Source organism: Rhodococcus sp. P14, from assembly GCF_000256505.1.
GTDB lineage: Bacteria > Actinomycetota > Actinomycetes > Mycobacteriales > Mycobacteriaceae > Rhodococcus > Rhodococcus ruber.
The window spans coordinates 1-14,074 of record NZ_AJFC01000190.1; the positions used below are offsets into that span (position 1 = coordinate 1).

Annotated in this window: 14 protein-coding genes; 10 read left to right on the forward strand and 4 right to left on the reverse strand. The window is 70.5% G+C overall.

Annotated features, from left to right (window positions below; all coding sequences use genetic code 11):
* The 6 genes from OEY_RS0113880 to OEY_RS0113905 form a co-directional block, all read left to right on the forward strand.
* Positions 1-619, forward strand: a 619-nt coding sequence (locus tag OEY_RS0113880; protein WP_010594460.1) for a Zn-ribbon domain-containing OB-fold protein, incomplete at its 5' end; no start/stop codon positions are given.
* 16 nt (positions 620-635) lie between these two features.
* A complete protein-coding gene (locus OEY_RS0113885; protein WP_010594461.1) occupies positions 636-1,697 on the forward strand; it encodes a thiolase domain-containing protein in 1,062 nt (353 codons plus the stop codon).
* Positions 1,697-2,872 (forward strand): thiolase domain-containing protein, encoded by a 1,176-nt coding sequence (locus OEY_RS0113890; RefSeq protein ID WP_010594462.1) that lies wholly within the window; start codon positions 1,697-1,699, stop codon positions 2,870-2,872. Before OEY_RS0113885 ends, OEY_RS0113890 begins: the two co-directional genes overlap by 1 nt.
* Positions 2,873-2,884: 12 nt before the next feature.
* A complete protein-coding gene (locus tag OEY_RS0113895) occupies positions 2,885-3,763 on the forward strand; it encodes a TIGR03619 family F420-dependent LLM class oxidoreductase (RefSeq protein ID WP_010594463.1) in 879 nt (292 codons plus the stop codon).
* On the forward strand, positions 3,760-4,188 hold the full coding sequence (locus tag OEY_RS0113900; RefSeq protein ID WP_010594464.1) for a nuclear transport factor 2 family protein: 429 nt from the start codon (positions 3,760-3,762) through the stop codon (positions 4,186-4,188). Before OEY_RS0113895 ends, OEY_RS0113900 begins: the two co-directional genes overlap by 4 nt.
* Positions 4,189-4,197: 9 nt before the next feature.
* Positions 4,198-4,797: a nucleotidyltransferase family protein gene (locus OEY_RS0113905; RefSeq protein WP_010594465.1), complete on the forward strand. Its 600-nt coding sequence runs from the start codon at positions 4,198-4,200 to the stop codon at positions 4,795-4,797.
* On the opposite strand, the gene OEY_RS0113910 is transcribed toward OEY_RS0113905, so the two are convergent.
* The 3 genes from OEY_RS0113910 to OEY_RS0113920 all read right to left on the reverse strand — a co-directional run bounded on the left by OEY_RS0113910 (position 4,778) and on the right by OEY_RS0113920 (position 9,527).
* On the reverse strand, positions 4,778-6,214 hold the full coding sequence (locus OEY_RS0113910; RefSeq protein ID WP_237713752.1) for an MFS transporter: 1,437 nt from the start codon (positions 6,212-6,214) through the stop codon (positions 4,778-4,780). The genes OEY_RS0113905 and OEY_RS0113910 overlap by 20 nt on opposite strands.
* Before the next feature lie 97 nt (positions 6,215-6,311).
* Positions 6,312-7,883: an FAD-binding protein gene (locus OEY_RS0113915; RefSeq protein WP_272929655.1), complete on the reverse strand. Its 1,572-nt coding sequence runs from the start codon at positions 7,881-7,883 to the stop codon at positions 6,312-6,314.
* Between the two features lie 390 nt (positions 7,884-8,273).
* Positions 8,274-9,527, reverse strand: coding sequence for a cytochrome P450 (locus OEY_RS0113920; protein ID WP_010594468.1), 1,254 nt, complete (start codon positions 9,525-9,527; stop codon positions 8,274-8,276).
* 182 nt (positions 9,528-9,709) lie between these two features.
* Here OEY_RS0113920 and OEY_RS0113925 point away from each other — a divergent pair, with 182 nt between their 5' ends.
* The 3 genes from OEY_RS0113925 (at position 9,710) to OEY_RS0113935 (ending at position 12,087) form a co-directional block, all read left to right on the forward strand.
* Positions 9,710-10,873 carry a steroid 3-ketoacyl-CoA thiolase gene (locus OEY_RS0113925; protein ID WP_010594469.1) on the forward strand — a complete coding sequence of 388 codons (1,164 nt, stop codon included), beginning with the start codon at positions 9,710-9,712 and terminating at the stop codon, positions 10,871-10,873.
* Position 10,874: 1 nt separating this feature from the next.
* Complete coding sequence (locus OEY_RS0113930; RefSeq protein ID WP_010594470.1) at positions 10,875-11,348, forward strand: nitroreductase family deazaflavin-dependent oxidoreductase; 474 nt, start codon at positions 10,875-10,877, stop codon at positions 11,346-11,348.
* A gap of 79 nt (positions 11,349-11,427) precedes the next feature.
* Positions 11,428-12,087, forward strand: coding sequence for a GNAT family N-acetyltransferase (locus tag OEY_RS0113935; protein ID WP_010594471.1), 660 nt, complete (start codon positions 11,428-11,430; stop codon positions 12,085-12,087).
* A gap of 58 nt (positions 12,088-12,145) precedes the next feature.
* On the opposite strand, the gene OEY_RS0113940 is transcribed toward OEY_RS0113935, so the two are convergent.
* Positions 12,146-13,060 (reverse strand): SDR family oxidoreductase, encoded by a 915-nt coding sequence (locus OEY_RS0113940; protein WP_010594472.1) that lies wholly within the window; start codon positions 13,058-13,060, stop codon positions 12,146-12,148.
* Between the two features lie 149 nt (positions 13,061-13,209).
* On the opposite strand from OEY_RS0113940, the gene echA20 reads away from it, so the two are divergent.
* Positions 13,210-13,971 (forward strand): (7aS)-7a-methyl-1,5-dioxo-2,3,5,6,7,7a-hexahydro-1H-indene-carboxyl-CoA hydrolase, encoded by a 762-nt coding sequence (gene echA20 / locus OEY_RS0113945; protein WP_010594473.1) that lies wholly within the window; start codon positions 13,210-13,212, stop codon positions 13,969-13,971.
* Positions 13,972-14,074 lie beyond the last annotated feature (103 nt).

Sequence of the window (14,074 nt, forward strand, 5' to 3'; positions counted from 1 at the left end):
CGACCCGGCGGACATGCGCACCGGGATGCGGGTGCGCGTGCGCTGGGCCGACGACCGCGTCGGCCACATCCGCGACATCGCCGGGTTCGAGCCCGGCGAGGCCGGCACCGTGACGGTGCGGCCGGAGGACTCCGGCGAACCGGTGACGATGATGATCACCCCGCTGGACCTGCACTACACGCACAGCGCGTCGTCCGAGGAGTCCTACTACCTGCGCGGGCTGGCCGAGGGCCGACTGATCGGCGGGCGCACCGGTCCCGGCGGCAAGGTCTACATCCCGCCGCGCGGCGCGAACCCCACCGACGGCATCCCCACCCGCGAGCAGGTCGAGGTGTCCGACAAGGGCATCGTGACCACGTTCTGCATCGTCAACGTGCCGTTTCTCGGGCAGCAGATCACGCCGCCCTACGTCGCGGCGTACGTGCTGCTCGACGGTGCCGACATCCCGTTCCTGCACCTGATCCTCGAGTGCGACGCCTCCGAGGTGCGCATGGGCATGCGGGTGGAGGCGAAGTGGCGCCCGCGCGAGGAGTGGGACTACACGCTGCGCAACATCGAGTACTTCCGGCCGACCGGCGAGCCGGACGCCGCCTACGAGACCTTCGAACACCACCTGTAAGGGAGCCGCGCCCATCATGACAGACATCGCAGTCGTCGGCTTCGCGCAGGCACCTCACGTGCGCGAGACCACCGGCACCACCAACGGCGTCGAGATGCTCGTCCCGTGCTTCCGGGAGCTCTACGACAAGCTGGGTATCACCAAGTCCGACATCGGTTTCTGGTGTTCGGGCTCGTCGGACTACCTGGCCGGCCGGGCGTTCTCGTTCATCTCCGCCGTGGACGCGCTCGGCGCGGTGCCACCGATCAACGAATCCCACGTCGAGATGGACGCCGCCTGGGCGCTGTACGAGGCGTGGGTCAAGCTGCTCACCGGGGAGGTCGACACCGCGCTCGTGTACGGCTTCGGCAAGTCCTCGGCGGGCACGCTGCGCCAGGTCCTCGGCGTGCAACTCGACCCGTACCTCGTCGCACCGCTCGGCCTCGACTCCGTCTCGCTCGCCGGGCTGCAGGCCCGGTTCGGACTCGACGCCGGCAAGTGGACGGAGGAGGACATGGCGCAGGTCGCCGTCCGCGCACGGGCCGCAGCCAAGGACAATCCGAATGCCCAGATCAGCGGCGACGTCACGGTCGAGGAACTGCTCGACCGGCCCTACGTCGCCGACCCGTTGCGGAGGCACGACTGCGCCCCGGTCACCGACGGCGCCGCCGCCGTCGTGCTCGCCACCGGCGACCGGGCCCGCGAGCTGTGCGAGAACCCCGCCTGGATCACCGGCATCGAGCACCGCATCGACACCCCGAACTTCGGCTCGCGGGACCTGACGCAGGCACCGTCCGCCGCCGCGGCCGCCGCGGCGGTGACCGGCGGGGACACCGCCTTCGACGTCGCCGAGCTGCACGCCCCGTTCACGCATCAGGAGCTGATCCTGCGCGAGGCGCTCGGGCTCTCGGGCGCGACGGCGGTCAACCCGACCGGAGGTCCGCTCACCGGCAACCCCATGTTCTCCGGTGGACTCGAACGCATCGGCTGCGCCGCGCAGGCGATCATGGACGGCCGCGCCGGACGTGCGCTCGCACACGCGACGAGTGGAGCTGTGCTGCAACAGAATCTGGTAGCAGTTCTGGAGGGACGCAACTGATGGGCAAGCAACTCGCCGCTGTCCTCGGCACGGGACAGACCCACTACGTCGCCAAACGGCACGACGTGTCGATGTCCGGTCTCGTCCGCGAGGCGATCGACCGGGCGCTCGCAGACGCGGACGTGGGCTGGGACGACATCGACGCCGTCGTCATCGGCAAGGCCCCGGACCTGTTCGAGGGCGTGATGATGCCCGAGCTGGGCATGGTCGACGCGATCGGCGCCACCGGCAAGCCCATGCTGCGGGTCCACACCGCCGGGTCGGTCGGCGGGTCCACCGCCAACGTCGCCGCCAGCCTCGTCCAGGCCGGCGTGCACCGACGGGTGCTGGCCGTGGCGTGGGAGAAGCAGTCCGAATCGAACGCCATGTGGGCGTTGTCCACCCCGGTGCCGTTCACCATGCCGGTCGGGGCGGGCGCCGGTGGCTACTTCGCCCCCCACGTGCGCTCCTACATCCGGCGCTCGGGCGCCCCCGAGCACATCGGCGCGATGGTGGCCGTCAAGGACCGCCTCAACGGCGCGAAGAACCCCTACGCGCACCTCAAGCAGCCGGACATCACGCTCGAGTCGGTGCAGGCGTCGCAGATGCTGTGGGACCCCATCCGCTACGACGAGACCTGCCCCTCCTCGGACGGCGCGTGCGCCGTGGTGATCGGCGACGAGGACTCGGCCGCGGCAGTCGAGGCGCAGGGCCGGGGCGTCGCGTGGATCCACGCCACCGCGATGCGAACCGAGCCGACCACGTACGCGGGACGCGACCAGGTCAACCCCGAGGCGGGCCGGATGGCCGCGGCGGCGCTGTGGAAGGCCGCGGGGATCACCGACCCGCTCACCGAGATCGACTGCGCCGAGATCTACGTCCCCTTCTCGTGGTTCGAACCGATGTGGCTCGAGAACCTCGGCTTCACCCCGGAACGTTCCGGCTGGAAGCTCACCGAGTCCGGGGAAACGGCCCTCGGTGGTCAGCTGCCGGTCAACATGTCCGGCGGGGTGCTCTCGTCCAACCCGATCGGCGCGTCCGGAATGATCCGATTCGCCGAGGCGGCGATGCAGGTGATGCACCGCGCCGGGGAACATCAGGTCGACGGTGCGCGCAAGGCGCTCGGGCATGCGTACGGTGGTGGCTCGCAGTACTTCTCGATGTGGGTGGTCGGCTCGGACCGACCGGAACGATAGGCACGGACCGTGGTGGACTTCACCGTCGGCGTCGCGATGACGCCGCTCGATCAACTCGCCGACCTGGCCCGCACTGCCGAAGAGTGCGGGTTCGCCTCGATCGCGCTGCCCGACTCCCTGTTCTACATGGAGAAGCAGAGCGTCGACTACCCGTATACTCCCGACGGGTCGCGGATGTGGACCGAGGACACCCCGTGGGTGGATCCGTTGATCGCCGCGGCCGCGATGGGGGCGGTCACGTCGACGCTCCGGTTCTACACCCAGGTCCTCAAGCTCGGCTCCCGCAACCCCGTGCTGCTGGCCCGCCAGGTCGGGTCGGTCGCCAACCTGACCGGGAACCGCTTCGGCTTCGGCGTGGGAATCGGCTGGGCCCCGGAGGAATTCGAGTGGTGCGGCGTCCCGTACGCGCGGCGCGGCAAGCGGGTCGACGAGATGATCGAGGTCATCAGGCTCATCCTCGGCGGCGGCATGGTCGAACACCACGGCGAGTTCTTCGACTTCGACCGCCTGCAGATGAGCCCCGCCCCCAGCGCACCGGTGCCGTTCTACATCGGCGGCCACACCGACGTCGCGCTGCGCCGCGCGGCCCGGATCGGCGACGGTTGGACCTCGGCGATGATCCGCTTCGACGACCTCGTCGACGTGGTCGCACGACTGCGCGAACTGCGCGCCGGATACGGCCGCGCCGACGGGCCGTTCGAGATCCAGGCCGTGTGCGTCGACCGGTTCGGCAGCGCGGGGTACGCCGAACTCGAGGACGCCGGGGTCACCGACATCATCGTGGTGCCGTGGATCTTCGACGGGCACGGCTTCGACAGTCCCCTCGAGGCGAAGCAGGAGTCCCTGCACAGATTCGCCGACAGGTACATCCATCGAAGGGAGCAGGCATGAGCGACGAACATCCGGCGCGGGTGGCCGCGCGGGCGTCCCAAGCCGCGGCCAGCGGGAAGCGCAAGGACGAGTGGCTGGCGCTGTTCGCCGAGAACGGGGTCGTCGAGGACCCGGTCGGTCCGTCCGGGTTCGACCCGGAGGGCACGGGGCACCACGGGCGCGAGGCGATCTCGCGCTTCTACGACATGACCATCGCGAACACCGACCGGCTCGAGTTCCTCGTCGACGACGTGCTGGTGTGCGGCGACGAGTGCGTCAACATCGGCACCATCCGCACCACCCTCGGCGGCAACGTGATCGACGCCGAGGGCGTGTTCGTCTACCGCGTGGACGACGACGGCCGGATCGCGTCGCTGCGCGCCTTCTGGGAAGTCGAGCGGGCCATGAAGACGGTTCGCCCCGCAGCCGGGGCGGCGCGCGGCTAGAGTCCGGCCATGACCGTCGGCGGGATCGTCCTCGCGGCGGGGGGCGGCACGCGACTGGGCGGGCGCGCGAAAGCACTGCTCCCCCACCGCGGCCACCCGCTGCTGCACACCGTGGTGGCCGCGCTCACCGCCGGGGGCTGCGACGAGATCACGGTGGTCGCCGGCGCCTACGCCGACGACGTCGTCGCCGCGTGCCCGCCCGGCATCCGAACCGTCGTCAATCCGCGCTGGGCCGAGGGGATGTCGACGTCGCTGCGGGCCGGGATGGACGCCACGACGGGCCACGAGGTGATCGCCCTGACCGTCGTCGACTTTCCCGGCATCACCGCCGGACTCGTCCGAACCGTGCTGGCCGCGCACCGCCCCGGCACGATCACCGTGCCGATGTTCGGCGACCGCCCCGGCCATCCCGTGGTGTTCGACCGGCGTGATGCCGAGGCGGCGGCCCGGGAGGCCGTCGGCGACGAGGGTGCCCGGCGATTCCTCGCCGGCCACCGCGACCGGGTGCGGCGGCTGGACTGCACGGGTCTCGCCGATCCGGGAGACGTCGACGTGCCCGGCGATCTGGCGCTGCTGGACCGGCGGGACGTCACGCGCGGCGATACCTGATCGCCGAGCCCAGGACGATCGTCACGGCGCAGGACAGCACCAGCATCGTGCAGACGGCCCCGAGTGCGGCCACCGTCGGCGTGGCCGTCCCCGGCACCACCAGGGACGCGAGCAGGAGCGACGCCACCGAGGTGCCCACGGCCGACGCGGCGGTGCGCAGCACGGTCTGGCTGCCGGCCATCTCGCTCGTGTTGTGTTCCGGGACGGACTCGACGAGCAGGTTCGGCAGCGCGGGGTACGCGAACGCCGTCGCCACCGAGACGGCCACCACCAGCAGCGTCATCCCGAGCACCGAGGCCCGGAAGAAGAAGAATCCGGCGCACGCCACGAGGAACACCACGCTGCCGAGCAGCAGCGACGACCGTGCCCCCACCGCGGCGGCGATCCGGCCCGCGACGGGCGTGAACGCCATGCCGATCATCGCGCCGACGAACGACAGCGTTCCGGCGTAGGTGGGTGTGAGTCCCAGGCCGAACGGCGCGGAGGTGGGGCTCTGCATGATGATCGGGATGATCATCGTCCCGCCCCCGATCGGTCCGACGCCGAGGGCCACCCCGGCGAGCATCGTCAGCGCGACGTTGCGTTCGGCGAGCAGGCGCAGGTTCACGATCGGGGACGGCCGGCCGAGCTCCCACCACACCCACCAGGCGAAGATCGCCGTACCGACGACGATCGGCGCGAGGACGCGGCCGTCGCTCCAGCCCCAGGCGCGGCTCTGGGTCAACCCGAACAGGACGGCGGCCACGGCCGTCGCCAGGCCGGCCGCGCCCACCACGTCGATCGGCTGCCGGTGGTGGTGGCGGCGTCGCCACGGCAGCACGGCCTCGACCAGGAAGATGCAGGCGATGGCGTACGCCGCGGCGACGACGAAGATGTACCGCCAGTCCCCGAGATCGATGAGGATGCCGGCGACGAGCAGGGAGGCGGCCCCGGCCGCGACGGCGGATCCGGAGATCAGTGCGACGGCCATCGGGACGCGTTCCGCGGGCAGGTGCTCACGGGCGAGCCCGATGCACAGCGGCAGGATCGCGCCCGCCACCCCCTGGATCGCCCGGCCGGCGATGATGGCCTCGAGGGTCCCGAACGCCATGCTGACGATCGAGCCGGTGGCGGCGCAGGCCAGCACGAACATCAGCACCCGTTCGCGACCGTACATGTCGCCGAGCCGGCCGCACACCGCCGCCGAGGCCGCCGCCACCAGCAGAAACGCCGTCACGGTCCATCCGACCGCGGAGGCGTCCGCCTCGAAGACCCGGGCGAACGTCGGCAGCGCCGCGTACATCATCGACGTCTCGAATGCGCTGATGACTTCGACGGCGATGAGAATGGCCACCACCGCCCACACGGGTCGGGTCCGCTCGTAGCGGCGTTCGGCACGGGTCGAGGGTGCCCGTTCGGGTGCCAACGATGTACTCATGAATACTCCTACGGTTCGTCGGTGTGAACCGTACGGACGGAGTACGCCGAGTGTGACGCAGGACCCACTGAGCGGGACCGGGCGGCCGGCGTCGTCCTTACGCGCCGGCCATGTGCCGGACCGCCAGGTGGGCGAACAACGCGCTGGTGCCGATCGGGTTGCCGCCGCCGGGGTAGACGGTGCCGCTCGGGGCGGCCATCGTGTTGCCCGCCGCGTACAGCCCGGGGATGGGCGTCCCGGCGCCGTCGAGCACGCGGCCGACGGTGTCGGTGCGCAGGCCGCCCTTGGTGCCGAGGTCCGAGATGCCGAACTGCGCGGCGTGGAACGGGCCCTTCTCGATCGGGACCAGCGCCGAACCGCCGCCGGTGAACGCCACGTCGTAGGGCTCGTCCCCGCGGCCGAAGTCCTCGTCGACGCCGCCGGCGGCGAGGCGGTTGAACCGTGCGACGGTCGCCTCGAGCGCCTCGGCCGACACCCCGATCTGCCCGGCGAGTTCGGCGAGCGTGTCGGCGGTCTTCCACAGTCCCGCCGCCTCGTACTTCTCGGTCTCCACGAGCGGAACGTTCGTCGCCGCGATCGGCGGCACCACCCCGCTCCGGTCGTCGTAGATCATCCAGAACGGCAGCGTCATCTCGCCCTTGTCCATGCGGGCGATGATGTCGCGGCCGAGCCGGTCGTAGGGCGCGTACTCGTTGGTGAAGCGATTGCCGTCCTGGTCGACGAAGATGCCGCCGGTGAAGCACAGCGCGAAGGCCGAGCGCCCGTCGGGGTGGGTCAGCCCCGGCGACCACCACGCCTCGCTCATCAGGTCGACGTCGGCACCGATCGCGATGGCCGCCTGGTGGGCCTTGCCGAGGTTGGACCACGGCCCCATCGAATCGCGGGCCGCGCCGGGGACGCCGTACCGTGCGCGCATCTCGTCGTTGTGGTCGAATCCGCCGGCGGCGAGCACGACGCCCTTGCGGGCCCGCACCGCGCGCCGCTGCTCGCCGTGGGAGACGATCGCGCCGACCACGGCGCCGTCCTCGACGACGAGTTCCTCGAGCGGCGTGTTCCGGTGCAGCTGCACGTTCGGGTACTTGCGCATGGCGACCAGGAACCGGCCGATGAGGGCACGTCCACCGATCAGCTTGTCCGGCAACGGATCCCCGTTTCGCTCGCGACCCAGCGGCCCGCGGACGGATTCGTTGAGTTCCGGATCGTCGACGACGGACCGCGGGGTCGGTGCGATGTGACGGCCCTTCGCGCTGGCCTTGGGAGCCTTGCCGAAGTAGTCCGGCCACGGGTAGGCCGTGAACTCGATGTCCTCGTCGGCCTCGAGGTAGTCGATCAGGGGTGCGCCGCCACGGACGTAGGCGTCCTGCAGGTCGCGGGGGGTGCGGTCGCCGACGACGGCATGGTAGTAGGTCAGGGCGTCGTCGATGGTGTCGTCGTCGCCGGCACGTCGCAGCACGGCGTTGGTGGGGAACCAGACCCCACCGCCGCCGGAGTAGGCGGTGGTGCCGCCGAAGTACTCGGAGGCCTCGACCAGGACGACCGACAGTCCCTCACGGGCGGCGGTGTACGCGCCGCAGCAGCCTCCCGCCCCCGATCCCACGACGAGGACGTCGCATTCCTCTGCCCAATCCACCATGCTCGAAGCCTTTCGCCGATTCCGTTCCGGGAGCACGTGACACTATTTCCGCAACCGCGGCGCACGGGAGAGGACGTCTCACTGGGCGGAACAACAGGCCCGGGCCCTGCCGCACGCGAGATCTCCCCCGTTCGGTCCGCACGGCCGGACCCGGCACGGCGACGTCGCACAGGCCGATCCCGGTCAGCAGGACCGGAGGCTACCGGCCCTCGGCGGCCGAAATACTGTGGCCGAGCACCCCGCCCTCACCCCCAATTTCGGCGGGGTGCACCCACGTCGCCGGCTTCTGCGGTACTCCCCACCTCTGTCCGACATCCCTCCGCGCGCCGATCCGGGAACGGCGACCGGATCCGCAGGACGCCGGGGCCAGCGGTCGGCACGGCGGCGCCGTAGGAGCCCCGATCGCCCCGGCGCCGTGGCATCGGGTCAGTGCTCGACGGGGCAGCCGCCCTCCGTCCTGTAGTCCACCCGGAACTCCTTGATGCCGTTGAGCCAGCCGGACCGCAACCGGCGCGGATCGGCGACCTTGGTGATGTCGGGCATGTAGTCGGCGATCGCGTTGAACACGAGGTCGATCTCCATCCGCGCCAGGTTGGCGCCGAGGCAGTAGTGCGCGCCGGTTCCGCCGAACGCGAGGTGCGGGTTGGGATCTCGCAGGATGTCGAATGTCCGGGGGTTCTCGAACACCTCCTCGTCGTTGTTCGCCGACGCGTACAGCATCACGACGCGGTCGCCCTTGCGAATCGTCTGCCCGCCGAGTTCGGTGTCCTCGAGCGCGGTGCGCTGGAACGACGTGACCGGCGTGGCCCAGCGGATGATCTCGTCGGCCGCGGTCTTCGGGCGGTCCCGCTTGAAGATCTCCCACTGCTCCGGGTTGTCGAGGAACGCCGCCATGCCGTGCGTGATCGCGTTGCGGGTGGTCTCGTTGCCGGCGACGGCGAGCACGATGAAGAAGAAGCCGAACTCCTCGGGTGAGAGCTCGTCCCCGTCGATGTCCGCCTCGATCAGCGTGGTGACGATGTCGTCCGCCGGGCACTCCTTGCGCGCGGCGGCCATCTGGTACGCGTAGCCGAGAACCTCCATCGACGCGGCCGCGGGGTCGGCGGTGTTGTCCGGATCGTCGTAGCCGGTCATCTGATTCGACCACTCGAAGATCTTGTCCCGGTCCTCCTGCGGGACGCCGATCAGTTCGGCGATGGCCTGCAGGGGCAGCTCGGCGGCGACCTGGGTGACGAAATCGCCCCGGCCGGCCTGGCAGGCTTCCTCGACGATCTTCTTCGCGCGGGCGTTCAGCTCGTCCCGGAGGCCGTTGATGGCGCGCGGGGTGAACCCGCGGGCGACGAGTTTGCGCAGCTTGGTGTGCTCGGGAGCGTCCTTGTTGAGCAGGACGTGCCGCTGCAGTTCGATGGCCTCGCGCGGGATGTCGTCGTTGAACCGCGGGATGGCGGTGTTCTCCCAGTTGGAGAACACGTCGCTGCGGCGGGAGACCTCACGGACCTCCTCGTGCCGGGACACGACCCAGAATCCCTCGTCGTGGAACCCGCCGACGTCCGGGGATTTCTTGTTCCACCAGACGGGGGCCGTCCTACGCAGCTCGGCGAACTCCTCGAACGGCATCCGCTCGGCGTAGAGATCCGGATCGGTGAAGTCGATGTCTTCGGGGATGTTGGGCTGCGCCACTGAATTCTCTCCTACCCTGACGAGTGCACCGGGTCGCGATGTGGAACACGTTCTAAAAGCATTCAAGCACAGGGCGGCCCGCAGGCCAAGGAATCGCCAAGTCCCGATCATTCGGACCACGTCTTGTCCGCCACGACAACCTGTTCTACTTTGCGAGGACAAGGATCAGAAAGGAGCCCACCGTGGGCACACCAGTCATCGTCGAGGCGGCACGCACCCCGATCGGCAAGCGCGGCGGCTGGCTCGCCGGCCTGCACGCTGCCGAGATCCTCGGGGCCGCGCAGAGCGGACTGATCGAGCGTGCGGGCCTCGATCCCGCCCTCGTCGAGCAGGTGATCGGCGGGTGCGTCACACAGGCCGGCGCGCAGTCCAACAACATCACCCGCACCGCCTGGCTGCACGCCGGACTGCCGTGGCAGGTCGGCGCCACCACGATCGACTGCCAGTGCGGGTCGGCCCAGCAGGCCAACCACCTGATCGCCGGGCTCATCGCCACCGGCGCCATCGACGTCGGCATCGCCTGCGGTATCGAGGCGATGTCCCAGGTGCCGCTCGGCGCGAACGTCGGCGAACTCGCCGGCCCGCGCCGCCCCGAGTCGTGGAACATCGACATGCCCAACCAGTTCGAGGCGGCCGAGCGCATCGCTCGCCGGCGCGGCATCACCCGCGAGGACGTCGACGCCCTCGGCGTCCGGTCGCAGGCGCTGGCCGAGCAGGCCTGGGACGAGGGCCGATTCGACCGCGAGGTGCTGCCCGTCGTCGCACCCGTCGTCGACAAGGCGGGCGCGCTCACCGGCGAGAAGCAGACCGTCGCCCGCGACCAGGGCCTGCGCGAGACGACCGCGGAGTCGCTCGCGAAGCTGAAGCCGGTCCTCGACGGCGGCATCCACACGGCCGGCACCTCGTCGCAGATCTCCGACGGCGCGGCCGCGGTGCTGCTCATGGATTCCGACCGCGCCGCGGCGCTCGGCCTGAAGCCGCGGGCTCGGATCGTCTCGCAGGCCCTCGTCGGCGCCGAGCCCGAGTTCCATCTCGACGGACCGGTGCAGGCGACGAGCCGCGTCCTCGACAAGTCCGGGATGGCGATCGGCGACCTGGACCTGTTCGAGGTCAACGAGGCGTTCGCGTCGGTGCTGCTGTCGTGGGCGCGGGTGCACGAGCCCGACATGGACAAGGTCAACGTGAACGGTGGCGCGATCGCGCTCGGCCACCCCGTCGGCTCCACCGGCTCGCGGCTGATCACCACCGCCCTGCACGAGCTCGAGCGGCGCGACGGCTCGACCGCGCTGATCACCATGTGCGCCGGCGGCGCGCTGGCCACCGGCACGATCATCGAGCGGATCTGACATGAGCGCAGCCGCCGCGCCGAAGGGCCTCGACTCGAAGTGGACGGTGCCGGTCATCAAGTGGATGTCGCGCGCCAACGTGGCGGCCTACAAGGCCACCGGGGGCCGGATCGGTGGAAAGTGGCGGGTGGGCAGCGCCTTCCCGTGGGGCATCCCCGTCTGCCTGCTCACCACCACGGGCCGCAAGACCGGGCAGCCACGGACCGTCCCCCTGCTGTTCCTCGAGGACGGCGAGCGGGTGGTGCTCGTCGCATCCCAGGGCGGCCTGCCTCAGCACCCGCTGTGGTTCCGCAACATCCGCGCCGATCCGCGGGTGACCGTGCAGGTGCGCTCGCGGGTGCGGCAGATGACGGCGCGGGTGGCGACGCCCGAGGAGCGGTCGCACTACTGGCCGCGGCTGGTGGCGATGTACGCGGATTTCGACAATTATCAGTCCTGGACGGATCGGGTCATCCCGGTGGTGGTGTGCGAGTGATCTTCGCGGGAGCCGGCACGGCCGGGCACGAACCAGTGGGGTGCCCGGTCGAGCTGCTCTCGAGAAGGGATGTCACCCGATGACAACCGCCAACCACGACCGCGTACTCGACAAGCGGGAGATCGCCGCCGCACTGCTGCGCGCGCTCGAACGCCGGCACGAGGTCCTCGATGCCATCGTCGAGAGCGACGACCGGGCCGAGGCGGTCACGACCGTCGCGCGGCTGCTCGACACGAACGAGTCGTGCGCCGAAGCGGTGCTCAACCTTCCGTTCCGGCGGCTGACCAAGGCGGAGCGGAAGAAGATCCGGGAGGAACTCGACGACCTCGACGCGGTGCTGAAGTGGACGCCCGCCGAACGTCCGTACGCCACCGGTGCCCACTTCCGGCTGCGTCAGTTCAGCAACAGCGATCGGGACCGCGAGCTGTTCCGCGCGCGGTGCGAGGAGCAGCTCGGCGACGCCGGCGAGGAGCGGGTCGAGCAGGAACGCGCCGCCGGCCTGTCGCGCATCGACGACGAGTCCGCGGTGTGGCTGGTCGCCGAGGACCTGTCCGGCACCGACCCCAAGCCGGTCGGTTTCGCGTTCGGTGAGCTCCAGGGCCACGAGGTCGACGTCGCGATCTGGGTCCACCCGGAGCTGCGCAAGCAGGGCTACGGCACCGCGACCCTCAAGCACGCCCGCACCGAGCTGGCCGCGTACTTCCCCGGCACCACCATCATCGTCCGTTCGCCCGCATAGTCGCCCCCACCCGTGCGCGCTTTCGGTAGCGGGCGCTACCGAAAGCGCGCACGGCCGGTCAGGCGCCGTAGACCGGGGTCGGGGGCTCGCTGCGCGCGATCAGCTTCTCCACCACCGGGCCGAGTTCCTTCGGATCCCAGCGCTCGCCCTTGTCGATCGCCTCGCCGTGCCGCCAGCCGTCGGCGACGGAGACCTTGCCGCCCTCCACCTCGAAGACCCGGCCCGTGACCTCCTTGGACTCGGCGCTGCCGAGCCACACCACCAGCGGTGAGACGTTCTCCGGGGCCATCGCGTCGAACCCGTCCTCGGGGGCGGCCATCGACTCGGCCATCGCCCCGCCCGCGCCCACGGTCATGCGGGTCCGCGCGGCCGGCGCGATCGCGTTGACGGTGACGCCGTAGCGCGCGAACTCCGCGGCCGCCTGGATCGTGAGGGTGGCGATCCCCGCCTTCGCGGCGGCGTAGTTGCCCTGGCCGATGCTGCCCATCAGGCCGGCACCCGAGCTGGTGTTGACGATGCGGGCGTCGACCGGGTTGCCGGCCTTCGCCTCCCCGCGCCAGTACGCCATCGCGTGCCGCATCGGAGCGAAGTGGCCCTTCAGATGCACCCGGATCACCACATCCCATTCCTCCTCGCTCATGTTGGCGAGCATGCGATCCCGCAGGAATCCGGCGTTGTTGACCAGGACGTCGAGCCGCCCGAAGGTGTCCAGGGCCGTCTGCACCAGGTTCTGCGCGCCGGCCCAGTCGGCGACGTCGTCACCGTTGACGACGGCCTCGCCGCCGGCCGCCCGGATCTCCGCGACGACCTGCTCCGCGGGGCTCTCCCCCGTCGCGGAACCGTCCGCGCCGGCCCCGATGTCGTTGACCACGACCTTCGCCCCCTCGGCGGCGAACGCCAGCGCGTGGGCCCGTCCGATACCGCGCCCCGCGCCGGTGACGATCACGACGCGCCCGTTGACCAGTCCACTCACTTGTCTTCTCCTCGAATAGATGTCGTTGTCGCGGAATTCGGGCGACACGCTCGCCCCGCCTCCACGATTCCGCTCCCTGGGGTCTTCGCCCCGCATGTGCTAACTTACCAAGCAATCGCTTGGTTCGGTACAGACGTTAGGAACCTGCCATGGGCATCACCTCGACCACCGACGGCGCGGGCATCACCACGGTCACCGTCGACTACCCGCCTGTGAACGCCATCCCCTCCCAGGGGTGGTTCGAACTGGCCGACGCGGTCCTCGCCGCAGGCAAGGATCCGGCCACGCACGTGGTGATCCTGCGCGCGGAGGGCCGCGGCTTCAATGCCGGCGTCGACATCAAGGAGATGCAGGCCACCGACGGGCACGACGCCCTCATCGCCGCCAACCGCGGCTGCGCCGCCGCCTTCGCCGCCGTCTACGACTGCGCCGTGCCCGTCGTGGTCGCCGTGAACGGCTTCTGCGTCGGCGGCGGAATAGGTCTCGTCGGCAACGCCGACGTCATCGTCGCCTCCGACGACGCCGTCTTCGGCCTGCCCGAGGTGGACCGCGGCGCGCTCGGCGCCGCCACCCACCTCGCCCGGCTCGTGCCGCAGCACATGATGCGCACCCTCTACTACACGGCGCAGAACGTCACGGCCCAGCAGCTCGAGCACTTCGGTTCCGTCTACAAGGTGGTCCCGCGCGCCGAACTCGACGCCACGGCCCGCGAGATCGCCGGGAAGATCGCGGCGAAGGACACCCGCGTCATCCGCTGCGCCAAGGAAGCCATCAACGGCATCGACCCGGTGGACGTGAAGGACAGCTACCGCTTCGAGCAGGGCTTCACCTTCGAACTCAACCTCGCGGGCGTCGCGGACGAGCACCGGGACGAGTTCGTCGCCACCGGCAAACCGCGCGCCAACCACTGACCAGGAGACATGAAACACCATGCGTGACAAGAGGATGTCGCTCGACGACGTGGTCGGCGAGCTGCGCAGCGGCATGACGATCGGCATCGGCGGGTGGGGGGGG

Bases quoted from the DNA above. Each gene is read 5' to 3' on its own strand.
- OEY_RS0113885 (WP_010594461.1), top strand. From the start codon at position 636: ATGACAGACATCGCAGTCGTCGGCTTCGCGCAGGCACCTCACGTGCGC.
- OEY_RS0113910 (WP_237713752.1), bottom strand. From the start codon at position 6,214: ATGAGTACATCGTTGGCACCCGAACGGGCACCCTCGACCCGTGCCGAA.
- OEY_RS0113890 (WP_010594462.1), top strand. From the start codon at position 1,697: ATGGGCAAGCAACTCGCCGCTGTCCTCGGCACGGGACAGACCCACTAC.
- echA20 (WP_010594473.1), top strand. From the start codon at position 13,210: ATGGGCATCACCTCGACCACCGACGGCGCGGGCATCACCACGGTCACC.
- OEY_RS0113900 (WP_010594464.1), top strand. From the start codon at position 3,760: ATGAGCGACGAACATCCGGCGCGGGTGGCCGCGCGGGCGTCCCAAGCC.
- OEY_RS0113905 (WP_010594465.1), top strand. From the start codon at position 4,198: ATGACCGTCGGCGGGATCGTCCTCGCGGCGGGGGGCGGCACGCGACTG.
- OEY_RS0113930 (WP_010594470.1), top strand. From the start codon at position 10,875: ATGAGCGCAGCCGCCGCGCCGAAGGGCCTCGACTCGAAGTGGACGGTG.
- OEY_RS0113935 (WP_010594471.1), top strand. From the start codon at position 11,428: ATGACAACCGCCAACCACGACCGCGTACTCGACAAGCGGGAGATCGCC.